The following is a 24,256-nucleotide window of genomic DNA, read 5'->3' as shown; positions in this document are numbered from 1 at the left end:
GTGACTACCCTCTGGATAGTATTGCGGGCGTTGCACTTCGCCGCCGTGATGCTGCTGACGGGCAGCGCCTGTTACTGCGCGCTGCTGGCACCCCGGCGTTATCGCCCGCAACTGGCGCAGCGACTCTTTCCGCTGATAAGAGGAAGTGTCTGGCTGGCGCTGGTCAGCGCGCTGGCGATGCTGGCCTGTCAGAATGTGCTGATGAGCGGTGACAGTACACATCTGGCTGACGCCGATATCTGGCTGGCGGTGCTCGGCACCCATTTTGGTAGAGTCTGGCAGGGCGAGATCCTGTTCAGCCTGCTGGCCGCTGGCGCACTGTTCGTGACCGGCAGCATTCGCTCTCAACTGCTCTTGCTGGCGGGCGTGCTGCAACTGGTTGCGATGGCCTTGATTGGGCACGCCGCGATGCGCGATGGCTGGCCCGGCGTGCTGCAGCCGTTCAACCATGCGCTGCATCTGATAGCGTCCGCATTCTGGGCGGGGGGATTACTGCCCCTGTTGCTGCTGATGGGTGAGGCGCGTCACATCGATCGCCGCACCGATGCTATCCGCACCATGATGCGGTTTTCACGCTACGGGCATCTGGCGGTGGCACTGACGTTGCTGAGCGGCGTCATCAATAGCCTGATGATCGCGGGCTGGCCGCTGACCTGGCAGGATTCGCGCTATATTGAATTGCTGCTGTGCAAAGTATTGCTGGTTGCCCTGATGGTCGGCGTGGCGCTGTTTAACCGTTACTGGCTGGTTCCGCGCTTTCGTCTGGCGGGCAGCGGAACGCAGCAGAAATTTATTCGCATGACGCAGCTTGAACTGCTGCTGGCGTGCGGAGTGGTTGGGCTGGTCAGCGTTTTTGCCACGCTGTCGCCAGCTTGAAATTGTTAAGAGAGAAAAGGGTCGTTATGTTGCTGAAGAAAGTGGTCCCCGCAATCCTGTTGTTATCCCTCTGCGGCCAGGCGCTGGCGGCACAAATCATTACCGTCAGCCGCTTTGAGATTGGCAAGGAGAAGTGGCCCTTCAATCGTGAAGAGGTGATGCTGACCTGCGAGAAAGATGGGGCGCTGTTTGCCATCAATCCGAGCACCCTGATGCAATATCCGCTGAACGACATCGCAGACCAGCTGTTTAAGAACAAACAGGTGAAAGCGCAGCCAATCAGCGTGATTCAGAGCGAAGATAAAGCGCATCCGGGCCAGATGATGAGTCTGCAGCCGATTATCGAGCGCACCCAGGCACTGTGCGGTAAATAGGCCCATCGGGTGCGGCAGCCCGCTGCGCCTGATCTTTTTTGCCGTTGCGATCACAAACTGGTCCGGTTTATGGCCTCTTGCCCTCCGCTTACTGGCATTTCCCCCGCGCTGATCTAACCTTAAATGGCAAGGCGTCACCGCCTTCATAAATGCCAACTTTTAGCGCACGGCTCCCTGAGAGCCATTTCCCTGGACCGAATATAGGAATCGTATTCGGTCTTTTTTTGGCTGGCATTTAAAAAAAATCTTATATTAAAATCACAGCGTTAAATGCCACCCTGTTACTTTCTGTTCTACTCTGCTGGACTCTGTGCCGCCACTTTGTCGCCATTTTTCTTCGCCATCAATGCCAGCGAATTGCATCTTCAGGATGGTCAGGTGCGAAGTGCGCATAACCCATTGTCCTCCTGATATTGAAATGCCCGAGAATACGCTGCAGCACAATGATATTTCCATCGGCCATCATAAAGTGACTGGTAAAGCTATGGTGCAGTACATGGCTCATCTGGGTTTTGATTGATTTGATGTTGTTTCGGCTTCGTCGGCACCTTCAGCAACGCGCACGACGAGGGTTAAGGGCTTTAACTGGTCAGCAATGACCTGTAGCACATTGACGAGCCAACCTTTTTTGCCTGTCTTGCCGACAGCGGCCTGCATGTTGGTGATAAGTACTCCGTTTTGAGGGTGTGCTCAGGGTGTCAGGTCGGGTTTAGCGCTGCATCTGATGGGGGCTTATGGCTGGCCGGACAATTACCGGCTAATGATCGTTTTATATTGCTGTGGCACTATAAAACAGTCACAACGAAAAAGAGGGAACGAGAATGATTTCAGGGATGACAGAAAGACAGGAACCAGGGCGGTATTACACCTTTGAATCAAGATTGCCTCAGGGGGAATTTTTTGAGCTTCGCCCCAGCCACTTACCCCGAAATGCAAAGCCCGTAACAGATGAAACCAGCGGTATGTGTATCGGTTACACGGTGGCACAGGCTCCGGGCTTATGGCAGATTTACGATGTGCAGGGACATTTTGTCAGGCTGGAAGAAGCGCCGCTTGAAACACCATTGATTGATCCCACTGATATTGCATTATTTGCGTTTGGTGTTTTCCGTATTCTTCGCACTGGTCGAGTTTTGTTTGAGTCAGGCGCGCGCACGGCTATTACAGCCAGAATCAGTCAAGGGACCATATCTCTTTTGCGAGGGCGGCTTAAAATCGGGCTGCATGCGCGCAACCTGAAAATGACCGAAACAGCAGCAAGACATATGCTTGAACCCAGTCGGTATGTCCCCTTGCAGATTCAGGAAAGAGCGATTCGTTTTGGTAAGCGGATGCCAGACCCTCGTGAAGGAAAAGGAATGTTCCGATACGAAACGGATATTTATAAACTGCGCTACGATAAGCAGCGAAGGGAATATGTTCATCAGAAATACAAACTTGAAATAATAGTCAGAGAATCAGACTGGACAATATCTCATTTTAAATATTTTTATTAGCTGGCAAGGAAATTTCGATGTTTGATATCAGGAATGAAGAGTTTACATTCACAATCGCTCCCTTTGAACGCGTAGTAGATAACGAAGCTGATCCTGTTAACCATCACTGGGACTGGATACAGTCCTGGGTGGAGTTTTCAGTAAGCGGCCTGAAAGTGGCCTTTAAGACGGAGTTCACCGTTGGAGAACTGAAAATGCTGAAAAAAGAATTCTCAGCTTTTCATCAGGCGCTTATTAATCAGCAAAAGATCAAGTCGTTTAACTATCGGAGTGATATTCATCAACTGGATATGATACTGACCAATGAAAAAAGTATTGATGGCGTAACTGTTGATTTTATTCTTCGCCCGGAACCACATGCCGACAGCGTCCAGGTTAAAGGCAGCTTTGGCCTTGATGAAAGCTATTTTCCTGACATTCTGAAGCGGCTTGATGACATGATTGAATGGCAGAATTAGACATGCCTGTATTAAAAAATTCCATCTAAACCTCCGTTGTAACCGGGATTTTTAATCAGGGCTTTTCAGGCCAGGCAATATCTGGCGCAGGTGGTTTTAACGATGGATTGTAAATTTTAACTTGGGATCAATCATGGATATGATTTTTGCAATTTTGGGTTTTCTTTTAGCAATCTGGTCCATTCGCAGCATTTGTATCAAGCAACAAAGTGTTGGTAAGAAAGTTGGTAAATCTGTTTTTTCTTCATGGTATTTCTTAACAGCTGCCGGTCTGGCAGTTTCGCCATCTGATTCAGTTCCGATCGCGATAATTATGATGATGGTCGGTACATTTGTTGTTTGGTATGGCAATCGAAATCATAAAGCACCTAAGAATAACAAAGATATACTAAGCGGTCATGCTGATGCTGTAAGAGATTTTAATTTACCCAGTAAAAAGAGTGAGCCAGGCAAGTATCGCTCTGTTAACCATGCAAAAGGCAAAGATGCAGAAATCAAAAACGTCGCTTTTTCATATGTAAATAGTAAAGGCGAAAGCAGTTTTCGAGACGTCGATGTTAAAAGCTTTGATGGTGAGTATTTAGAAGGTTATTGTCATCTTTCACGTAAATTCAAGATATTCAGGCTCGACAGGGTCGAAGGTGAAATCATCATTCGAGAAACAGGCGAAGCTATAGATCCAAACGAGTGGGTTGGATTGATGGAAGCAAGATAATATTCAAAACAAGGAGATGTATTATGTCAGAAACAATTGAAACATTTGTCAAAATCGCATTGCCAATTATTCTCGCTTTGGTAGCAGTTTTTACTGCATGTAAAGACTTATTCCTAACTAAGAAAAGAATTTTTGAGGAAAGAGAGAAGTTAAGTAAATTGAGCTATGATCTTTATAAAATTACTGAGGATGAAGATCTGAAGCGCTTAGCCGTGGAGTATGGTTATGCTGCGATTACAAAAGAAAGCTTTTTAAATTTAACTCAACGAAAAGCTTTGGTTAAGAGTGAAAATCCAACCAAGGATATTGATCTTTTTGTTAAATGTCGCGGGTTGTTGAATATTAACACTGAACCGCTTTCTTTCTTTTGGAAGAAGAAAAGACATGACAATATGATTTATTTTTCATTTATTGTTTGCTTTAGAATATTACTATATGCACTTGGCGCGATTATATTGTTGATGCCTATATTTAGCGGTGCATTTTTGCCAACTGTATTTCTGGAAAAGATAAGTCATTTATCTGCCTTAGCTAAAATTGGTCTAACATTGTACACTCTATTTGCAGGGGCATTTTTGGCATTTACTAATCTCTCTGCTGCTATGAGGCTGATTGAATCTGCGAAACTCATCAAACGACATAGAGTGATATAACGCCAAGTGGATATGGCGTGCTAGCAGGCTAGTTAAGTGAAATCCGCAATCGCCACTTTATTGCCATATCCCTAAGCAACTAATTGATTTTTTGATGTTTGTTGTTAGTATTCGGTCTTTTTTTGCTGGCGTTTGACATCAATGACCTATTTATAAATAAACGAGTTAATGTTCATCCTGTTGTCCTCAGTATCACCACTCAGGCATCAGACAGAAGCACACCAAATGAAGCAGAGATTGAAATGGAATTAAAGTTCAAGCTTCAGGAATATACAGAAGCAGAGTTCACCCGGCTTGTCAGTGAAATCTGTAGCGCAAAAGGTGGAGAAGCTTATCAGAACACGCTGCTGGAAAATTTCATCTCAGTGAGTGAACATCCTGATGGTTCTGACCTCATCTTTTATTGCGAAGATGAAGACGCAACACCCGATAAAATTGTCAGTGCTGTAAAAGTATGGCGTAAAGCTAATAACAAAAAGGGCTTCAAATCATAAAGCCTCTGATTTGATTGCCACTCATTAGCACACGCTGAGTAAGCCGCATCAGACAAACCTTAAATCGATATGCGATAGAAGACTCCCAAATTTGACCCAGATCAATCTACTTCGCAAGAGGCCCCGGACGAGCTGAGACGTTTACTCACCGTATAAAAAGGCAGTCGTAACCTGACGGGGTCATATTAAATCAGGATAGGTTATGTTCTTGAAAAAAATTATTCCGTGTCTGATTGTCGCATTGGGCAGTGTCTCAATGTCAGGTTGCGTTATGGCCGAACCGGGTCACTATGGTCCGGCGTCTGGCTGGCATCATCACCATCATTCTGCGCAGAGCTGGAATGAGTATGGCCCGGCGTCCCCTGTCAATGTTGCTTCACAGCACATGGGGCCACCGCCAGCACCGGACAGTGCTTCTCAGCACATGGGACCACCGCCGGCACCGGGCAGTGCCGCTCAGCATATGGGACCACCTTCTGATGGTGGCATCCATCGCTGGCAGCCTTAATCTGCCATCCATTCTCATCCGGCGACAGGGGCATTTTATTGCCCCTTTTTTCACTGTTTAAATCAAGCCACACGATTTTCACTGTTAACAGTATTCTTACCAGGCAGATAGTTGTTTCCCGCTTTATCCTGTTTCGCCTTCGTAAAGTGTCACTTTATTAATTCACCCCTGAAAGCCGACCCCGCTCGCAAAAGTAAAAAACAACGTCGCCAGTCTCGCATCTGAAGCTTATCCGTCATCTTGTCATCATCTCCGTTTGGCTTATTCTGAATGCCCAATCAAATGGAGGAACGTTTATGAAAGCAGCAATTGCTACCAGTGAACATCAGGTTGAAGTGGTTGAGAAGACGCTGCGCCCTCTCAAAACCGGTGAAGCCCGGCTCAGGATGGAATGCTGCGGCGTATGCCACACCGATTTACACGTGAAGAACGGTGATTTCGGTGATAAGACCGGCGTGACGCTGGGTCATGAAGGGATCGGTATTGTGGAAGAGGTTGCCCCCGATGTTACCTCGTTAAAGCCGGGCGATCGGGCCAGCGTCGCCTGGTTCTTCAAGGGCTGCGGACACTGCGAATATTGCAACTCCGGTAATGAAACGCTCTGCCGTGAAGTCGTCAATGCCGGTTATACGGTGGATGGCGGCATGGCGGAAGAGTGCATCGTGGTGGCCGATTACTCGGTCAAAGTGCCAGAAGGTCTTGATCCCTACGCTGCCAGCAGCGTGACCTGTGCCGGGGTCACCACTTATAAGGCGGTGAAGGTCTCTGAGGTAAAACCGGGTCAGTGGCTGGCTATTTATGGCCTGGGCGGACTGGGAAACCTTGCTCTGCAGTATGCAAAAAACGTCTTCAACGCGAAGGTTATTGCGGTTGACGTCAGTGACGGGCAGTTGGCTCTGGCGAAAGAGATGGGTGCCGATCTGGTGGTTAATTCGGCCAGCGAAGACGCGGCACGCTTCATTCAGGAGAAAACAGGTGGGGCGCATGCGGCTGTGGTCACGGCCGTAGCAAAAGCGGCCTTTAACTCGGCGGTGGATGCCGTCAGGGCCGGCGGACGGGTCGTCGCCGTCGGGCTGCCACCGGAAGCGATGAGCCTGAATATCCCGCGTCTGGTCCTCGACGGAATTCAGGTGGTGGGATCGCTGGTCGGCACGCGTAACGATCTGGCTGAAGCATTCCAGTTTGCCGCAGAAGGCAAAGTGGTGCCGAAAGTAACAAAAAGGAAGATTGGCGAGGTTAATGCCATCTTCGATGAGATGGTTCAGGGAAAAATCCGCGGCAGGATGGTGATCGATTTTAGCGGCCAGACGACGGAATAAGGCCCCCGGTTAAAAGCAGATGCCCGCCTGGTGCGGGCTTTTTTGTGCCTGATTCGTCAGGTCCGCTATTCCTGACGCGCTGAAAATCATTACGCAGAAGCATTAATAAGATCTGCTTTATGTTTCATGATGTGATTTTTACTTGAACTTTACCGGTAACATTCTAATTTAAAGGTGGAAGTCTGATTACACACATCTGAAGGAGGGTTATTTATGGCGAAGCACCATTTTTTCAAATCCATTGAAATGGCGGCAATTGTGCTGTTTGTACTATTGCTGGCGTACCTGGCGGTAACCGGTCTGATGTCATCGACCGGGATGGATCACGCCTGGCCTTATCCCACTAAGTAACTGAATGCAGCACCAGGGAAAACGACGTAAACATAATTCTGATAAATATTTTTGCCCCTGACGGCAAGTTTTCACCGCAGGAAAAATGAGGTCTGAACTGCAGCATAGCTTTCAGATTCAGCGATATGCATGAACTATCGTATGGGCGCAAAGAGCTGAATCTTTTTGTTCCTGCCGCTGAAAAATAAAAACCCCGCCATCGCGAGGTTACAACGTATCTACACCAGACTGACCGAAAGGAGCGTCAGCTCTTCAGTATCCAGAGACAGGCTCTTTTTCGTCTCAAACATAAAGGCTTCCAGCGCCTCTTCGACATTGTCGCCTTCTATAAAAGCGTGCGTGGTAACATGGTTTTCGCCTTCGGGCTTAATCACGTAGGAAACAAACCATTTTTTCTTTTCCATACTATTTATCCTTTTCTGAACAGGTAAGCCCCATTCCGGCTTTCGCCGGATGGCAGCAAAAACGGCACGATGTCTGCCTGATGAAGGCTAATCCAGCGGGGCAGGGTGCAGCAGATCGATCACATCATCGATTTCATTGCTGGCCGCGTGGCGATCGAGGGCAACGGCATAGTATCGTCCTTTACAGTAGTGCTTCGTGACCGCCACCCGATGACCGGTGTTGCTGTCGGCCTCTCCGCCACCCAGGGTCTGCAGGTGGGGCGGAATCACCAGTTCACTTTCAAGTTGTTCTGCGTCAACGATCACCGCGCCACCGTCATTCGACAACAGCAGATGCTGAATGCTCATGTTCTCTCCTCTGGGTCAGATTGCTAACCGGGAAAGTGTAGTTCACCCCAGCGGGCATGCGGGTTTCTGTGCAGAGGAATTGATAAACAGGGGCCGTAAAAAAAGCCCCGTCTGGGGCTTGGTTAAGAAGAGCCAGCTTACTCACTGCGCCTGCTCAGCCAGTTTCGGCTTCAGCACGCGCTTGCCCATCCGGATACCCGGCTTCTCGACATACTTATAGAGCAGCGAGGCCAGCGCATAGGTCAGCGGAATCGCGCAAACGCAGACAATCAGGAAGCGCGTCATATCACTCTTAAACTCAATGTCCGTGTGGTTGAGCAACTGCGCAATCATCGGGATAACAATCAGCAGGTGCAGCAGATAGACCGAGAACGACACGTCGCCCAGCCAGGTGCTGAGGCGGTTGTTCAGCAGCTTGCGCGGCAGGGCGATAAGCGTTGCCCTCAGGCTGCCCTGCGGGTATTGCCACAAAATCGCCGCCATCCCCACAATCATCAGCGCTTCCATAATCACCTGCAGTTTGATCACACCCATCCCCATTGCCACGCTGGCGACCGGACCGAGCAGCGCAAAGGCGACGTAGAGCAAAGATTTCCGGCGGACGGCTTCCGCCAGCAGCATACCGGCCAGGAACATGTGCAGCTTTATCAGGATCATTGAGGGCATCTCGAACGCCTCATAATACTCCGCCAGCAGATAACGCCCGGCGCAGCAGAGTGCCATGATGCCAGTTAGTGAGGCCGCATAGCCCAGGCGCAGCGTGAGCAGCATGATAAAGGGGAACAGCAGGTAGAACTGCATCTCCAGTCCTATACTCCAGTCAGGCAGCACGGTGTTAAAGCCATATTCCGGCAGCAGGCCGAACAGGAAACTGAAGTGGGTCAGGATATTCGCCAGCGACTGGTCGCTGTAACGCGAGGATTCTGTCGCGGTGCCGGAATAAAAATGAGCAATGGTGTCGCGCATTTCACCGAACCACGGGCCGTAAATCAGGGCGATGATTAACAGCAGATAGTAGAGCGGGGCGATGCGAAAGAAGCGGCGGATCCAGAACGTTTTGATGGTCTCTGCACGCTGCCACGGCTCTTTCTGCTGGCGCTCAACGTAGTTTTTTGCCATCAGATAGCCTGACAGCAGAATAAACAGATCGACCCCGATGCCAGGCGATGAAATAAGCGTGATATGGCAATGGATCAGTAAGCTGATGTGGCCAACCAGCACCCAGAGAGAGGCAAGGCCGCGCAATCCCTCCAGCTCGGTGGACCAGCCGCGTGTGGCAGACATAATTCTTCCTCGTGTCATTCCGTTTCTGGCGCTCACTAAGCCCTAAGGCGGGAGTTATGTAAACGGCCCTTTACAAAAGTGAGAAAATTCCGACCACGGATCGGTGGTGAAATCAACCGTAACGGCATGAAAAAAGCACAGGAAGATAAGGATGCGCAGAGGCACATCCTTAAGCAGATTAAATGACTGAAAACCCGATCAGGCCAGCTTTAGCAGGAGCATTCCGGCCAGCAGCAGGGTCAGGCCCGCCCAGCCTTTTGGGTTTAGCCGCTGATTAAACAGTATCCAGCCCGCCCCGACCGTAGCGATAATTCCGAAAGCGCCCCAGACAGCGTAGGCGATCGACAGATCGATGCCTTTTACCGCCTGAGCGAGCGCACTGAATGCCAGCAGGACACAGCAGAGCGACAGCAGGCCATGCAGGGGTTTCTTAAATCCATCAGAATATTTAAGGAATATATTGGCGGTGATCTCCAGCACAATCGCCAGCGCCAGCCAGCCCACATGGCTGAAATCAGCGAGGTTCATGCTTCACCCCCGCTAATGAACAGGTGCCGGTCTTGATCAGGATGATGCCGCCAGTCAGGGTCATCAGTCCGCAGACCTTCAGGAGTGACAGCGACTCCTCAAACAGCAGCACGCTGAAGAGGGTAATCAGCAGGATGCCAATCCCTTCCCACAGGGCATAGGCGACCCCCAGGGCGATACGTTTAATAGCAAAACTCAGCAGAATATAGGAACAGGCGATCAGGCCCAGCATCATCAGGTACCCCATATGGCTGCCGTTGAGACTGGACCATTTCATCAACAGGGTGCCCATTATTTCGGTGACAATAGCGAGTGACAGTAAAATCCAGGCGTGCATAAAAGCTCTCCGGCAACGATAAACACAACCCGCGACACCGCTCAGGGTGCAGACAGGCGCAGAAATTTGTCGAAGCAGAGAGGAACTAAAGGGCGTTGCGCCAGTGCTGCTCGGCAGCATTCCAGCCAGAAAGGCAGGCAGGGGAGATCAGGATCGGTGAGTTGAACATTTCACGCATAACATTCACGACGCATCCACGTTGTTGCTTCTCATCAGTGGACGAAGAGGGCCTCCGGTTAAACAGGTGGCGAATTTATATCATTCTGTTGATGTCGGGAGCAACGTAATAAAAAGCCTTATTTGACGCCGATCAGGGTCAGATACGCTATGGATGGAAGGGGTGGTGAAAGATTTGTTTAAAGGTAAAAAATGCCGGGCAAAGGTGCCCGGCAGTCATTAAGTGACGCCGTAACGCTTTAGCTGGCGCGCTGTGGGGCAGTGCGGACCGGCGCATCACCCGCGACATGGTAGGACGCCGTACTGCGTGGCAGCGGCTCACGTCCACGGATCATATCGGCAATCTTCTCACCGATCATGATGGTCGTGGCGTTGAGGTTTCCTGTGATGATCAGCGGCATAATTGACGCATCCACCACGCGTAAGCCCTGCAGCCCATGTACACGGCCTTCGCCATCCACAACGGCCATCGGGTCGTTACCCATCTTACAGGTGCCGCACGGGTGGTAGGCAGTTTCGCCGTGATTACGCACGAACTCATCCAACTGCTCATCGGTCTGGCAATCCAGTCCCGGACTGATTTCACGGCCACGATACTTATCCAGCGCAGGCTGATTAATGATCTCGCGGGTAATACGAATTGCATCACGGAACTCATGCCAGTCCTGCTCATGCGACATGTAGTTGAACAGAATCGCTGGATGACGACGTGGATCGCGTGACTTCAGGCGGACATGGCCGCGGCTTGGCGAGCGCATTGAACCGACGTGACACTGGAAACCGTGCGCATCAACGGCATTGGAGCCGTTGTAGTTAATTGCCACCGGCAGGAAGTGATACTGAATGTTCGGCCAGCTGAACTCTTCGCGGCTGCGGATAAATCCACCCGCTTCAAACTGGTTGCTGGCACCGATGCCGGTGCCGTTGAACATCCACTCCGCGCCGATTTTCGGCTGGTTCCACCACTTCAGTGCGGGGTAGAGAGAGACCGGCTCTTTACACTCATACTGCAGATACATCTCCAGATGGTCCTGCAGGTTCTCACCCACGCCCGGCAGATCGTGCACCAGCGGGATGTCGAACTGCTTCAGCAGTTCCGGTGAACCTACGCCGGAGCGTTGCAGGATCTGCGGAGAGGCGATTGCCCCGGCGCAGAGCAGAACTTCGCGTCGTGCGGTCACTTTGTTAATGGTGTTGCTGTCACCCTGGAGATACTCGACGCCGACTGCGCGCTTGCCCTCAAAGACAATGCGGTCGGTGGTGGCGTGCGTCACGATCTTCAGGTTCGCACGGCCTTTTGCCATATCGAGATAGCCGCGTGCGGTACTGGAGCGGCGACCGTTCGGGGTGACGGTGCGGTCCATCGGACCGAAACCTTCCTGCTGATAGCCGTTCAGGTCGTCCGTGCGCGGATAACCCGCCTGCACGCCCGCCTCAATCATCGCTTCAAACAGGACGTTGTTGCCCGCTTTCGGGGTTGCGACGCACACCGGGCCATCACCGCCGTGGAAATCGTTGGGGCCGATATCGCGGGTTTCCGCTTTACGGTAGTAAGGCAGGCAGTCCAGATAGCTCCAGTGCTCCAGACCGGGCGCCTCGGCCCAGCCATCGAGATCCATTGCGTTACCACGGATGTAACACATGCCGTTAATCAGCGATGAACCGCCCAGGCCTTTACCGCGGCCACACTCCATGCGGCGGTTATTCATGTAGGGCTCTGGCTCGGTTTCATAGGCCCAGTTATAGCGTTTTCCCTGAAGCGGGAAGGCCAGGGCCGCAGGCATCTGGGTGCGAAAATCAAAACGGTAGTCCGGGCCGCCCGCTTCCAGCAACAGGACACTCACGTTGCTCTCTTCGGTCAGGCGGGTTGCCAGCACATTTCCTGCGGATCCGGCTCCAATAATGATGTAATCATATTCCATTCGTCGTTCCTCAGGTTAAGGGATTAAAAGACTGACTGAAAACGGGTCAGCTCAACCTGAACTGACTTGACCTGGGTGTAGCTCTGCAGCGTCATCAGGCCATTCTCGCGGCCGATACCGGAGTGCTTGTAGCCGCCCACCGGCATCTCTGCCGCGGATTCGCCCCAGGTATTGATCCAGCAGATACCCGCTTCAATCTGATGAATGACGCGGTGCGCCCGGTTGAGATCCTGAGTCACCAGACCCGCAGCCAGACCGAATTCGGTGTCGTTGGCGCGGCGGATCACTTCCTCTTCGCTTTCGTAGCTCAGGATCGACATCACCGGTCCGAAGATCTCTTCACGCACAATCTTCATCTCATCGCGGCAGTCGGTGAAGACGGTCGGCGCAACCCACGCACCCTGGTCGAACTCACCACCGGTCAGACGTTTGCCGCCGCACAGGACACGCGCGCCTTCGGCGATGCCGGATTCGATGTAACGCATCACGTTGTCACGATGGCTGAAGCTGACCAGCGGGCCGAAGTTGGTCGCCGGATCGCGCAGATCGCCAGCCTGAATGCGGGCCACGCGTTCGCTGATCTTCGCCTCAAATGCGGCCTGCAGTCTGGCCGGAATAAAGACACGGGTGCCGTTGGTGCAGACCTGGCCGGAGCTGTAGAAATTCGCCATCATCGCGATGTCGGCAGCCAGATCGAGGTCGGCATCATCAAAAATGATCAGCGGTGATTTGCCGCCCAGCTCCATCGTGACTTCTTTCAGCGTTGAGCCGGCCGCATTGGCCATGACTTTTTTACCGCTGACGACGCCGCCGGTGAATGAGACTTTGTCGATGCCAGGATGCTCTGTCAGTAACTGGCCCGTGACCGAACCGATGCCCGGCAGGACGTTGAAGACGCCATCCGGCAGGCCCGCCTCGGTGTAGATTTCCGCCAGTTTCAGGGCAGTGAGCGGCGTGACTTCGCTGGGTTTGAAGATCATTGCGTTACCGGCGGCCAGCGCAGGCGCAGATTTCCACAGGGCGATCTGAATCGGGTAGTTCCAGGCGCCAATCCCGGCGACCACGCCCAGCGGCTCGCGACGGGTATAGACAAAGGAGGTATCACGCAGGGGGATCTGCTGACCTTCCAGCGCCGGAACCAGGCCCGCGTAATACTCCAGCACGTCTGCGCCGGTCACGATATCCACGCTGGCGGTTTCGCTGAAAGGCTTACCGGTGTCGAGCATCTCCAGCTCGGCCAGCTCGTCGTTACGCTCGCGCAGAATGTCCACGGCGCGACGCAGGATGCGCGAACGCTCCATCGCGGTCATCGCGGCCCAGACTTTCTGGCCTTTTCTGGCGGCAGCAACGGCGCGATCGACATCTTCCTGGCCGGCGGCATGAACCTCTGCCAGTACGTCGCCGTTGACCGGGTTAATCGTCTGGAACGTTTCGCCAGACGCTGCGGCAACATAAGCGCCATCGATGTAGAGTTTCTGCTCGGTAAATCGGGACATGTTTTCTCCTTCCGTTATTCGCGCTCGCCAGCCAGTTGCTGACGGATGAATTGAGTGGTCAGTGTACGGGCGATAACCGGGCTGAAGGGTTTCCCACTCAGCGCGGCGCGCAGCCACAGACCGTCGATCAGGGCGGCCAGACCATGTGCGGCCAGGCGGGCCGTTTCCAGCGGCAGTTCACGACGGAACTCAACCACCAGCGTGGAGTAGAGCCGCCGGCTGCTGACCCGCTCAAGGCGGTTAAGCTGGGGCTGATGCATACTGCTCGACCAGAAGTCGAGCCAGGCTTTCATCACGGCGGTGTGCACCTGCGTTTCGTCAAAGTTACCGTCGACGATGGCACACAGCCGCTGTTCTGCAGAGGCATTGGCCAGCGGCTGCAGCCGCGCCAGTACCGCTAACCGCAACTGACGCGTGACATCACGCATCGTGGCTTCCAGCAATCCGTTCTTGTCTTTGAAATAGTGACTGATGATGCCGGTTGAGACGCCCGCCCGACGGGCGATCTGGGCAATCGTGGCATCATTAATCCCGACTTCATTAATCGTGCTCAGGGTCGCATCAATCAGTTGCCGACGTCGTATCGGCTGCATCCCTACCTTTGGCATAGCTCCCGCTCCACCCTCAAATCGAGCCCCTATTAAAACTTTTTTTGATTGTACGTTCAATATAAAAAGAAAACTTGTTAGGATGCTGTTCTTTAAATGTAGCGTAAGCGAAACGGCATTGAGTGCTAAAATAGACTCGTTTGCTGCAAGCTTTAACAGGAAGTCACAGATAGAAACATAGCCGCACGGCCCGTCAACCGGGGGCGGCACAACGTATCCATTGCGTATTTTCAGGACATTAACCAGAGGTAATCGATGAATAATCCACCTGCCGGTGAAAAAGACAGACTCAATCCCGTTGTATTTTATACCTCTGCCGGATTGATTCTGACGTTTTCACTCGTGACGATTCTCTACAGTGAAGTGGCCGCGAGCTGGATCCTTAAGGCGGTCAACTGGGTTTCCGCCACCTTCGGCTGGTATTACATGCTGGCTGCCACGCTCTACATCGTCTTCGTGCTCTACATGGCCTGCTCACGCTTTGGCTCCATCAAGCTCGGACCGGAGCACTCCAAACCCGAATTCAGCGTGCTCAGCTGGTCGGCGATGCTGTTCGCCGCCGGGATCGGCATCGACCTGATGTTCTTCTCGGTCGCCGAACCGGTGACGCAGTACATGCAGCCGCCGGAGGGCGCAGGGCAGACCCTGGAGGCCGCCCGCCAGTCGATGGTCTGGACGCTGTTCCACTACGGGCTGACCGGCTGGTCGATGTATGCCCTGATGGGCATCGCGCTGGGCTACTTCAGCTACCGCTATAATCTGCCGCTGACCATTCGTTCGGCGCTCTATCCCATCTTCGGTAAACGCATTTATGGACCGATCGGCCACACGGTGGATATCGCGGCGGTCATCGGCACCATCTTCGGTATCGCTACCACATTAGGGATAGGGGTGGTGCAGCTTAACTACGGCCTGAAAGTACTGTTCGATGTGCCGGAAGGCCTGACGGCGCAGACGGCGCTGATCGTGCTTTCCGTGGTGATCGCCACCATCTCGGTGACGTCGGGCGTGGATAAGGGGATCCGTTTCCTCTCCGAGCTGAACGTCATCATGGCGCTGGGCCTGATCCTGTTTGTACTCTTCTTCGGTAACACCGAGTTCCTGCTGAATGCGCTGGTGCTGAACGTGGGCGATTACATCAACCGCTTCATGGGCATGACGCTGAACACCTTTGCCTTCGACCGGCCAACGCAGTGGATGAACAGCTGGACGCTCTTCTTCTGGGCCTGGTGGGTTGCCTGGTCGCCGTTCGTCGGCCTGTTCCTGGCGCGTATCTCCCGTGGCCGTACCATCCGTGAGTTTGTGCTGGGCACGCTGATCATTCCGTTCACCTTTACGCTGCTGTGGCTGTCGGTGTTTGGTAACGCGGCGCTCTATCAGATCATCCACGGTAACGCGGGCTTTGCGCAGGAAGTGATGGCGCATGCGGAACGCGGCTTCTACAGCCTGCTGGCGCAGTACCCGGCGTTTAAACTCAGCGCCTCAATTGCCACCATTACCGGGATGCTTTTCTACGTTACCTCGGCCGACTCCGGCTCGCTGGTGCTGGGTAACTTCACCTCGCGGCTTAAAGACATCAACAGCGATGCGCCTAACTGGCTGCGTATCTTCTGGTCGGTGGCGATCGGCGTACTGACGCTGAGCATGCTGATGACCAACGGGATTACGGCCCTGCAGAACACCACGGTTATCATGGGACTGCCGTTCAGCTTTGTGATCTTCTTCGTGATGGCGGGTCTGTTTAAATCGCTGAAGATTGAAGACCACCGCCGGGCCAGCGCCACGCGTGACACCGCGCCTTATCTGGCGCATGCCACCGACCGTCTGACCTGGAAGAAACGTCTGTCGCGCCTGATGAACTACCCTGGCTCGCGCTACACTCAGCAGATGATGGAGAAGACCATCTTCCCGGCGATGCAGGAGGTGGCGAAAGAACTGGAACTGCGTGATGGCCGGGTGTCGCTGGAGAGTGTTGCGCCGGATGAGGCTAACCCGATCGGCTATCTGGATCTGCGTGTCCATCTGGGCGAGGAGCAGGACTTTATCTATCAGGTCTGGCCGCAGCAGTACTCCATTCCGGGCTTTACCTATCGCGCCCGCAGCGGTAAATCGACCTACTACCGGCTGGAAACCTTCCTGCTGGAGGGCAGTCAGGGCAACGACCTGATGGACTACAGCAAAGAGCAGGTGATCATCGATATTCTCGATCAGTACGAACGACACCTGAACTTCATCCATCTCAACCGTGAAGCGCCGGGCAGTAACATCAGTTTCCCGAGCGCCTGACCCCAGGCCCGTCAGCTTAGCGCTGGCGGGCTTTTTTTTTGGCCGCAACGCCGTGGCTGACTCCGGCGGCTGCCGGAATCGGCTATAGTCAGGCGTGACTGATTCGATGCCAGACGTTGCAGACAGGGAGTCCCATGGGAAAAATTTTCAGTACGTTTCTGCCGCTGTACACCACCACGCTGCTGATGCTGCTCGGTTCCGGTCTGCTGACCACCTATGTGTCGCTGCGGCTGGCCAGCGAGCAGGTTAACGGCGCGATGATTGGTGCCATCATTGCGGCGAATTATATCGGGCTGGTGATCGGCGGCAAGGTCGGCCATAACCTGATCGCCCGCGTGGGCCATATCCGCGCCTATGTTGCCTGCGCCGGGATCATCACGGCCTCGGTGATCGGTCACGGGCTGACGGACGTGGTGCTGCTGTGGGTCTTTCTGCGCCTGATTATCGGCCTCTGTATGATGTGTCAGTATATGGTGCTGGAGAGCTGGCTCAACGACCAGGCGGAATCCTCCCAGCGCGGCATGATTTTTGGCTTATACATGGTCGCCACCTATCTCGGCCTGAGTGGCGGCCAGGTGGTGCTGAGTCTGCAGACCGGCTTCGGGGTCAGTACGCTGCTGATTGTCGCGCTCTGTTTCGCTCTCTGTCTGGTGCCCATCGCACTCACAACCCGCACCCACGTCAGACCGATGACGCCAGCGCCGATGGAGCTGGGCTATTTTCTGCGCACCATTCCCCGGCTGCTGAGCACCACGCTGGTTACCGGCATGGCGATCGGCGCCTTCTACGGCCTGGCGCCGGTCTATGCCAGCAGCAAAGGTTTTACCACCAGCCAGACCGGTTATTTCATGAGCCTGACGATTTTTGCCGGGCTGGTGTCGCAGTTTCCGCTGAGCTGGCTCTCTGACCGCTTCGACCGTCAGCGGCTGCTCTTCCTGATCGCGGTGCTGTTTGCGGTGGCCTGCGTGCCGCTGGTGGTGCTGCCGCATCTGACCTTCCACTGGATGATCGGCATTGCCTTTGCCGCCAGCATGATGCAGTTTGCGCTCTATCCGTTACAGGTGGCGCTGGCCAACGACCAGGTGGCCGCCGAACGGCGCGTGTCGTTAACCGCCTGCCTGCTGATGGCGTTTGGGATCGGGGCCAGTATCGGGCCGCTGCTGGTCGGCACGCTGATGCAGCCGCTGGGCAGCAATATGCTCTATCTCTTCTTTGCCCTCTGCGCGCTGGTGATTGGCGGGCTGAGCTACACCCGAGCGCCACGTCCGCTGCCCACAACCGAAGTGCCGTTGCCTCACGTGGTGATGCCGGACAGTCTGGCGACCTCGCCGCTGGGCGCCGCCCTGATCCCGACGCTGGAAGAGGAGGTGATCCAGGCGTCGATGGGGGGCCAGGAGCCGGAAGCGGAGAGCGGTGAAGAGGTTGCAGATGATGCGTTAGCCAAAAGTAGCTTTATAGATGATGACCTGGCTGATAACGATATGATGGCTGACAACGTTGATTACGAGGCTCGCTCTGCGGACGCAGACGAGGAGAAGCGACACCCCTAGCTGCGGTCCGGTCGCACGCTGATCGGCGGGGCGACCGCCCCAGGCTGTCGGTCGCTAAACCAGACATCTGTCCTTGCGGATCGGATATAACATTTTCAGGAGAGAGTTTGCTGGAACTTCGCCCCAACTGTGAACGCTGCGACGGCGATCTGCCGCCATCTTCGCTGGCGGCTCACATCTGCTCGTTTGAATGCACCTTCTGTGTGACCTGTGCTGAACAACTCGCCCACCGTTGCCCCAACTGTGGCGGCGAGCTGGTGCGGCGTCCGGTGCGTCCGGCGGAAAAGCTGGCAGCATTCCCGGCGAAAACGCGTGAACAGGGCCGCGACCCAGCCTGACACGGCAGGCCTTACAGACTCTACACGGAGTACACGCCGGGATGAACGGTGGGGGATGCAGCGATAAACCGGGTTTTCGCGTGACAGTGTCACTATTACGCGGCGGCTGTGTGCGCCTCAGGGTAACGACAGAGGCCCGACGCCTGTTCCCCGTGCTCTGCCCGCCACCGCCTTCACACGCGACCAGCCTGCCTTCAGCACAAACCGGCAGGCTTTCCGGTTCTGGATTACGACTAACGGAACAGGCGTCCGTCGCGCACCAGTTCCCGCGGATAGCTGTTCTTAATCCGGCTGCCCACTTTCTTTGCCAGCCCCAGCGGTTGCTGCTGATAGGTCACAATCATCTCATTGCTGGCCGGTGCCGTTTCCGGGTAGATATCCCGGCCGCGATACCACTCTTCCGCCTCTGCCGCCGTGAGTTCAAAACGCCGGGCGGTATCAGGCTGCGCCAGTGCCACCACCGCCTCATGCTGCCAGCGATAACCCTTTGCAAAGGTTTCGGCCAGCTTCAGGCCGATACGTGAAAAACGGACCTTACCCAGCATCGGCGTGACGGCGTCTGGAAAGAGCCAGATCTCTTTGTCGCGCTGCCACAGCGTCAGGGACGCATCCCATTTCAGGGAGACCGCAGCGGCAGCGGCGATAATCTCACTCTCCTGTTTGCGGCTGAGATGAGAAAAGGGCAGCTTGCCAACCTTATAACCCGGTGAGGGCAGAGGCGCGACCGACGCGATTTTACGCAGGCGGGCCACGAAGAAGCCTTCGCTGTCAAAAATCTGCGGGAAGACATGCAGATAGCCTTCCGGCGTTGCGGCCTGATCCGCGCCCTGAAACAGCTCATCCAGCGGTAATACCTCAACTGCGCCGGGATAACGCTGTAGCAGCCAGCCGATCACCTGCTGATTCTCGATCGGATTCAGGGTACAGGTGGAGTAGACCAGCGTGCCCCCCGGTTTAAGGGCATGGAACGCACTGTCGAGCAGATCGCGCTGCGTCCCGGCAATCTCTTCGGTGCTGGCCAGCGTCCAGTTTTTCAACGCGTCGGCATCTTTGCGGATCACCCCTTCGCCTGAACAGGGCGCATCCAGCAGGATGGCGTCAAACTGTTCCGGCAGCGCCGGGCCAAACACCCGTGCGTCAAAGTGGGTCAGCGCGCTGTTGCTGACGCCGCAGCGGCTGATGTTGGCGTGCAGAACTTTCACCCGGCTGGAGGAGAACTCATTCGCCAGGATCACCCCCTTGTTTTTCATCCGCGCAGCGATCTGGGTGGTTTTCGAACCCGGTGCGGCGGCCATATCCATCACGGCGCTGACGTCGGGCTGCGCATCGAACAGCGCAGTTACCGGCAGCATGGAGCTGGCTTCCTGAATATAGAAGAGGCCGCTGAGATGTTCAGCCACGCTGCCCAGCGGCAGGCTCTCATCCTCCCGGCTGATCCAGAAGCCCTCTTCGCACCACGGCACCGGCGTCAGCTGCCAGCCATAGTCAGCCGTCAGCGCCAGGAAGTCAGGCACGCTGATCTTCAGGGTGTTGACGCGCAGGCTGCGGCGCAGCGGTTGCTGGCTGATGGCAATAAACTGGTCGAAGCTTGCCTCGTCGGGCAGGCTCTGACGCATTAAAGAGAGAAACTCGGTGGGGAAACGTGAAGAAGCATCTGACACGGGCATATTCCAGTTAAGGCAAAGGCGGCAGTGTATCACGCGGAAAGCAAACGGGCAGCGAGGCTGCCCGTCTGAGAGTGAATAACGTGAACGCTCAGGGAGCATGCGCCTTTCGCATAGATGCAAAAGACGCCATCCCAGGTATGCTCAGCGCGGCGACGGAATCGCGGTTCCCCAGTTGCGCCACTCTTTCGGCGCTTCATCCTGTAGCAGGAAGTGCTTATCCGGGTTCGCCTGCGGCGCCAGCGGCACCGTCGGCGGCGTCGCAAACTGGATGCCGCCACGGATAAACTGCTGGAAGGTGCCGGTTTTCACCACGCCGCCCACCAGGCCGAAGTCAAGGTTATAGCCGGACGCCAGCCAGAACACCGAGTTATTACGCACCAGATGCTGATACTTCTTGCTGATGCGCAGGGCGATCTGCACGCGATCCGCCATATTTCCCAGCGAGGTGCCGGTCACGGTGCCCACTTCCACACCCCGGAACAGCACCGGCGTACCCAGCGACAGGGAGCCTGCCTCGGTGGCATCCACATAGATATTCAGACCATTCAGGTAACGCGAATCGGTGATCGTGCTCTCCTGCAGCTCAAACGAACGCACGGCGTTTCCTTTGCCGGGATCGACGTTGACATAGGGCTGCAGCAGCGTCTCCAGATGATTCACGCCGGTGGCGGAGATCTCAGGGGAGACGACCGAGAAGCGGCTGCCCAGACGGGCAAAGTCGTTGACGTACTCAGGGTAGAGCACCGCTTTCGCCACCACCTGATTGTTATCTTTGCTCAACGACAGCGACTCGACCTGGCCGACGTTAATTCCCAGATAGCGGATCGGCATCCCGGCCGAGAGTTTGCTGGCGTCATAGGTATGCAGCGTAATCTGACTGCCGACCGCGCGGGCCGCCGTTTCAGAGGAGTAGAGCACCCGTTTAGCCCCTTTAGCCGACTGTGCACCACTCATGTTGTCAAAGCTGATCGCCCCTTTGAGCGCCCGGTTCAGCGGAGACGCCTGCACGGTCAGGCCGCTGCCGTTCAGGCTGACGCGCGCGCCGCCCTCGGCCCAGAAGACGCTTTCGCTGGTCAGCAGCTTGCGATACTCCGGCTTGATGTGCACGGCGATATCGAAGGCGTCGGCGCGCGGCGTTACTTTCACGATCTCCCCGACCTGATATTTGCGGTAGAGCACCACAGAACCGGCCTGCACGTCAGGCAGGCTGTTCGCCGTCAGCATCAGCGTCGTAGAGGGGGCATCGCCGGTAATGCCTTCTTCCGCTTTTTCCGCGTCGGCAAACAGCGGATAGGCGCTTTTCGGCGCGCCTTTTTTACCCGGCTCCAGCCGGATACCACCATCGACCCACTCACGGGCGCTGGCGCCTAACACCTGCATCCCATCCAGACCAAACTTCACATCGAGGCGGCTGTTAACGATGAATTTACTGTCGCCGTGCACCAGGTTGCGATTCTCCGGGTTGACCGCCACCACGAAATTCACGCCATTCTCATCCAGCGAACGCGACATCACCTGGCCAATCTGCATACCGTGCAGCATCAGCGGCTGACCCTGGTCGATGCCATAGCTCTCCGGTGCGCTGAGTCTGACCGTCAGAACATTCGGCTTCTGCAGCAGGGTTTCATTCGACGCCAGCACGGTAAAGTGCTGCTGCGGCTCGCCTTCGCCCGGCACCAGCTCCAGCGTATTGCCGGTCAGCAGTGCGCTGAGACTGGTATCGGTCAGGCTGATTTTCGGGCTGTGCATCTCAATCCGGGTGCCGCTGCGCATCAGGCCGACCACCGAAGGATCGATGGTCAGCTCGCCGGTGACTTTACCGCCATCCTGCAGGTTGAGTTTCGTCAGCGTACCGACCTCCAGCCCCTGATAGATCAGCGGCGTACTGCCCGCTTTCAGGTTTCTGCCGTCGGGCAGATCCAGGGTGATTAGCACTCCGCGCTGGCTGTGGGCGAGATCGGGATAGAGCCGGTAGTGCTGCTCCGACTTCGCCGCCTGTGCGCCCTCGGGTGAGTCAAAGGCGATAGCGCCATTCACCAGCGCCGCCAGACTCTCCAACTGAACCTTTGCGCCGCTCAGGCTGACGTCGGCGTTGACACCCGAGACGTTCCAGAAGCGGCTGCTGGTTTTCACCAGATTGACAAAACGACGGTCGATCAGCACATCGATCGCAACGCCGTCGGTCTTGCTGTTAATGTTGTAGTCATAGACCCGGCCCACCGGAATTTTGCGGTAGTAGACCAGTGACCCGGTGCTGAGCGATCCCAGGTCGGGCGCATGTAAGTGGATCAGCAGTTCACCGGTATTGACCCGGTATTTCGGCTGCGTATCCAGCGCAGTGAACGCGTCGCGGGGTTTGCCTTTACCCGGCATCATCCCGATATAGTTACCCCCCACCAGCGCATCCAGTCCCGATACGCCAGCCAGGGAGGCTTTCGGCGTCACCAGCCAGAACTGCGTATCTTCGCGCAGCGCATCACGCATATCGCTCTTGATGCTCGCTTTGATCTGAATGCTGCGATAATCGTCACTGAGATTAATGCCCTGCACGGTGCCCACTTCCACACCCTGATAACGAATCGGGGTGCGGCCCGGCACGATACCATCCGCCGTCTGGAAATTGATGGTGATGGTGGTGCCGCGCTCCTGGTAATTGGTCCAGAGCAGCCAGCAGGCGATCAACATCGCAATAATTGGCAGCAGCCAGAAGGGCGAAATTTTACGCTTATTGCGCAGCGTGGCGTTAGTCGGTGTAGTCGGCGTTTCCTGTTGCATGTGCATCCCAGAGCAGGCGGCTGTCCAGCCACTCAACAGACATAATGGTCAGGATAACGGCCGCGCCAAAAAACAGCGCCGCCGGTCCCATGGTAAAAGCCAGTAGCTGGTCGCGGTTGACCAGCGACATGGTTAACGAAATGACAAACAGATCGAGCATCGACCAGCGGCCGACCCAGGTCACGAACCGCAGTAACAGGATGCGGGTTCTGAGCCCCTGTTCACAGCGAAAATGAATGCTGAGCAGCAGGGTCAGCATCACCAGCACCTTGGTAAAGGGCACCAGAATACTGGCGATAAACACAATCGCGGCCACCGGTACATTGCCTTCCCCCAGCGACAGGATGCCGGAGAAGATCGTATCCTCGCGGCGCGACCCGTTGACGTAGACCACCGAGATGGGCATCAGGTTGGCGGGGATCAACAGCACAATCGAGGCGATCAGCGCGGCCCAGGATTTTTGCAGGCTGTGACGACGCCGGAAGTCGAGCGGGGTGTGACAGCGCGGACAGCGGCCACGGGCGTCGGGCAGGCCGGTATGGTGGCAGTTCAGGCAGACCTGCATCGCGTCACGGGCCATATTTCCCGGCCGCTGCGGGTAAAAGTGTTCCCACAACTGCTCCATATTCAGGTGGATCAGCGTCAGCACACTCAGCACCGTCAGGGCAATGTAAGCCGCCAGCCCGTAGCCAATCTCCAGCGAAGCATAGTCCTGGACTTTAATGGACGCCACGGCGATACCGATCAGGTAGATATCGAGCATCACCCACTCTTTGAGCTTCTCAAGCATCAGCAGCACAGGCCGCAGGTTCATGCCCAGACGCCGCCCGATGCCGAGGTAACAGATGCCGACGACCAGCGTCACGGGCGCGCCGATAGTACAGAACGCTACCATTGAGGCGGTCAGCACATCACCCTGCTGGGTCATCTGGATGACGCCTTCCAGCACGCTGGCGTTGATGCGCATACCGAGCAGCCGGATATCGACCAGCGGCAGCGAGAAGGCAAAGGGCATTAACACAATCATGGTGGCGGCCATCGCCATCAGGCGGGTCATGGACCAGTCTCGACCGCTGAGAATCTCAGCATGGCAGCGCGGGCAGTAAGCCGACTGATGCGATTTCACATCCGGTAAGGAAAAAAGGGTATCGCATTGCGGACAACGCTGATAACGTGCGTGAGGCAATGTCTGGCTGATAGCGTGAATTTTCATAGGGTGAGGCAGTCTTCGCTCTTCAGAAGTAACTATTATTGGTCGTCAAGACATTGTCTGTGTGCCTGTCTCGGGCATC

General features: G+C 55.2%; 24 protein-coding genes and 2 pseudogenes. 13 read left to right on the top strand and 13 right to left on the bottom strand.

The window, feature by feature from the left end:
- Together copD and ACR6AS_RS06865 are read left to right on the top strand one after the other, a co-directional pair.
- Positions 1-876, top strand: a complete 876-nt coding sequence (gene copD / locus ACR6AS_RS06870) for a copper homeostasis membrane protein CopD (protein ID WP_293771284.1) — start codon at positions 1-3, stop codon at positions 874-876.
- A gap of 26 nt (positions 877-902) precedes the next feature.
- A complete protein-coding gene (locus tag ACR6AS_RS06865; RefSeq protein WP_111138829.1) occupies positions 903-1,250 on the top strand; it encodes a YebY family protein in 348 nt (115 codons plus the stop codon).
- 293 nt (positions 1,251-1,543) lie between these two features.
- Here ACR6AS_RS06865 and ACR6AS_RS06860 read toward each other — a convergent pair.
- Positions 1,544-1,758, bottom strand: a pseudogene (locus tag ACR6AS_RS06860) (site-specific integrase); the annotation flags it as partial.
- Positions 1,759-1,769: 11 nt separating this feature from the next.
- Positions 1,770-1,922, bottom strand: a pseudogene (locus ACR6AS_RS06855) (phage tail protein); the annotation flags it as partial.
- Between the two features lie 149 nt (positions 1,923-2,071).
- Between ACR6AS_RS06855 and ACR6AS_RS06850 the strand changes: the two are divergent.
- The 8 genes from ACR6AS_RS06850 to ACR6AS_RS06815 all read left to right on the top strand — a co-directional run bounded on the left by ACR6AS_RS06850 (position 2,072) and on the right by ACR6AS_RS06815 (position 7,244).
- The gene (locus ACR6AS_RS06850) at positions 2,072-2,746 is read left to right on the top strand and encodes a hypothetical protein (protein ID WP_434161553.1); all 675 of its coding nucleotides are present in this window, start codon (positions 2,072-2,074) and stop codon (positions 2,744-2,746) included.
- 17 nt (positions 2,747-2,763) lie between these two features.
- On the top strand, positions 2,764-3,204 hold the full coding sequence (locus ACR6AS_RS06845) for a WapI family immunity protein (protein WP_434161551.1): 441 nt from the start codon (positions 2,764-2,766) through the stop codon (positions 3,202-3,204).
- Between the two features lie 133 nt (positions 3,205-3,337).
- A complete protein-coding gene (locus ACR6AS_RS06840) occupies positions 3,338-3,919 on the top strand; it encodes a WYL domain-containing protein (RefSeq protein WP_293771277.1) in 582 nt (193 codons plus the stop codon).
- Positions 3,920-3,942: 23 nt separating this feature from the next.
- Complete coding sequence (locus ACR6AS_RS06835; protein WP_434161549.1) at positions 3,943-4,572, top strand: hypothetical protein; 630 nt, start codon at positions 3,943-3,945, stop codon at positions 4,570-4,572.
- A 98-nt stretch (positions 4,573-4,670) separates the two neighbouring features.
- On the top strand, positions 4,671-5,066 hold the full coding sequence (locus tag ACR6AS_RS06830; protein WP_366509698.1) for a bacteriocin immunity protein: 396 nt from the start codon (positions 4,671-4,673) through the stop codon (positions 5,064-5,066).
- A 202-nt stretch (positions 5,067-5,268) separates the two neighbouring features.
- A complete protein-coding gene (locus ACR6AS_RS06825; protein WP_146240822.1) occupies positions 5,269-5,574 on the top strand; it encodes a hypothetical protein in 306 nt (101 codons plus the stop codon).
- 296 nt (positions 5,575-5,870) lie between these two features.
- Positions 5,871-6,893: an alcohol dehydrogenase AdhP gene (adhP, locus tag ACR6AS_RS06820; protein WP_293771268.1), complete on the top strand. Its 1,023-nt coding sequence runs from the start codon at positions 5,871-5,873 to the stop codon at positions 6,891-6,893.
- A gap of 213 nt (positions 6,894-7,106) precedes the next feature.
- A complete protein-coding gene (locus ACR6AS_RS06815; RefSeq protein ID WP_199559971.1) occupies positions 7,107-7,244 on the top strand; it encodes a hypothetical protein in 138 nt (45 codons plus the stop codon).
- A gap of 218 nt (positions 7,245-7,462) precedes the next feature.
- Here the strand turns inward: ACR6AS_RS06815 and ACR6AS_RS06810 are convergent, their stop codons facing one another.
- The 8 genes from ACR6AS_RS06810 to betI form a co-directional block, all read right to left on the bottom strand.
- Positions 7,463-7,648 carry a hypothetical protein gene (locus ACR6AS_RS06810; protein WP_111138835.1) on the bottom strand — a complete coding sequence of 62 codons (186 nt, stop codon included), beginning with the start codon at positions 7,646-7,648 and terminating at the stop codon, positions 7,463-7,465.
- Between the two features lie 87 nt (positions 7,649-7,735).
- Complete coding sequence (locus ACR6AS_RS06805; protein ID WP_111138836.1) at positions 7,736-7,996, bottom strand: hypothetical protein; 261 nt, start codon at positions 7,994-7,996, stop codon at positions 7,736-7,738.
- Positions 7,997-8,137: 141 nt separating this feature from the next.
- Positions 8,138-9,280 (bottom strand): acyltransferase family protein, encoded by a 1,143-nt coding sequence (locus ACR6AS_RS06800; protein ID WP_288491759.1) that lies wholly within the window; start codon positions 9,278-9,280, stop codon positions 8,138-8,140.
- A 198-nt stretch (positions 9,281-9,478) separates the two neighbouring features.
- Positions 9,479-9,808, bottom strand: coding sequence for a multidrug/spermidine efflux SMR transporter subunit MdtI (mdtI, locus tag ACR6AS_RS06795; protein WP_111138838.1), 330 nt, complete (start codon positions 9,806-9,808; stop codon positions 9,479-9,481).
- A complete protein-coding gene (gene mdtJ, locus ACR6AS_RS06790; RefSeq protein ID WP_111138839.1) occupies positions 9,795-10,145 on the bottom strand; it encodes a multidrug/spermidine efflux SMR transporter subunit MdtJ in 351 nt (116 codons plus the stop codon). The genes mdtI and mdtJ overlap by 14 nt, the downstream gene beginning before the upstream one ends.
- A 416-nt stretch (positions 10,146-10,561) precedes the next feature.
- Positions 10,562-12,244 carry a choline dehydrogenase gene (gene betA, locus ACR6AS_RS06785; protein ID WP_111138840.1) on the bottom strand — a complete coding sequence of 561 codons (1,683 nt, stop codon included), beginning with the start codon at positions 12,242-12,244 and terminating at the stop codon, positions 10,562-10,564.
- Positions 12,245-12,267: 23 nt separating this feature from the next.
- A complete protein-coding gene (betB, locus tag ACR6AS_RS06780; protein WP_111138841.1) occupies positions 12,268-13,740 on the bottom strand; it encodes a betaine-aldehyde dehydrogenase in 1,473 nt (490 codons plus the stop codon).
- 14 nt (positions 13,741-13,754) lie between these two features.
- Positions 13,755-14,348, bottom strand: coding sequence for a transcriptional regulator BetI (betI, locus tag ACR6AS_RS06775; protein ID WP_111138842.1), 594 nt, complete (start codon positions 14,346-14,348; stop codon positions 13,755-13,757).
- 255 nt (positions 14,349-14,603) lie between these two features.
- On the opposite strand from betI, the gene ACR6AS_RS06770 reads away from it, so the two are divergent.
- The 3 genes from ACR6AS_RS06770 (at position 14,604) to ACR6AS_RS06760 (ending at position 18,522) form a co-directional block, all read left to right on the top strand.
- Complete coding sequence (locus tag ACR6AS_RS06770; protein WP_111138843.1) at positions 14,604-16,634, top strand: choline transporter; 2,031 nt, start codon at positions 14,604-14,606, stop codon at positions 16,632-16,634.
- Between the two features lie 134 nt (positions 16,635-16,768).
- Positions 16,769-18,184, top strand: coding sequence for an MFS transporter (locus ACR6AS_RS06765; RefSeq protein WP_434161545.1), 1,416 nt, complete (start codon positions 16,769-16,771; stop codon positions 18,182-18,184).
- 107 nt (positions 18,185-18,291) lie between these two features.
- On the top strand, positions 18,292-18,522 hold the full coding sequence (locus ACR6AS_RS06760) for a DUF1272 domain-containing protein (protein WP_111138845.1): 231 nt from the start codon (positions 18,292-18,294) through the stop codon (positions 18,520-18,522).
- 233 nt (positions 18,523-18,755) lie between these two features.
- Here the strand turns inward: ACR6AS_RS06760 and rsmF are convergent, their stop codons facing one another.
- The 3 genes from rsmF to yebS all read right to left on the bottom strand — a co-directional run bounded on the left by rsmF (position 18,756) and on the right by yebS (position 24,177).
- A complete protein-coding gene (gene rsmF, locus ACR6AS_RS06755; protein WP_434161543.1) occupies positions 18,756-20,189 on the bottom strand; it encodes a 16S rRNA (cytosine(1407)-C(5))-methyltransferase RsmF in 1,434 nt (477 codons plus the stop codon).
- Positions 20,190-20,330: 141 nt separating this feature from the next.
- On the bottom strand, positions 20,331-22,964 hold the full coding sequence (locus ACR6AS_RS06750; protein WP_434161541.1) for a PqiB family protein: 2,634 nt from the start codon (positions 22,962-22,964) through the stop codon (positions 20,331-20,333).
- The gene (gene yebS, locus ACR6AS_RS06745; RefSeq protein WP_293771180.1) at positions 22,933-24,177 is read right to left on the bottom strand and encodes a membrane integrity lipid transport subunit YebS; all 1,245 of its coding nucleotides are present in this window, start codon (positions 24,175-24,177) and stop codon (positions 22,933-22,935) included. Before yebS ends, ACR6AS_RS06750 begins: the two co-directional genes overlap by 32 nt.
- Positions 24,178-24,256: the final 79 nt, after the last annotated feature.

The sequence above is a fragment of the Pantoea phosphatilytica genome, from assembly GCF_051025615.1.
GTDB lineage: Bacteria > Pseudomonadota > Gammaproteobacteria > Enterobacterales > Enterobacteriaceae > Pantoea.
The sequence above is the reverse complement of the archived record's forward strand: the minus strand, read 5'-3'. Positions and strand labels throughout refer to the sequence as shown.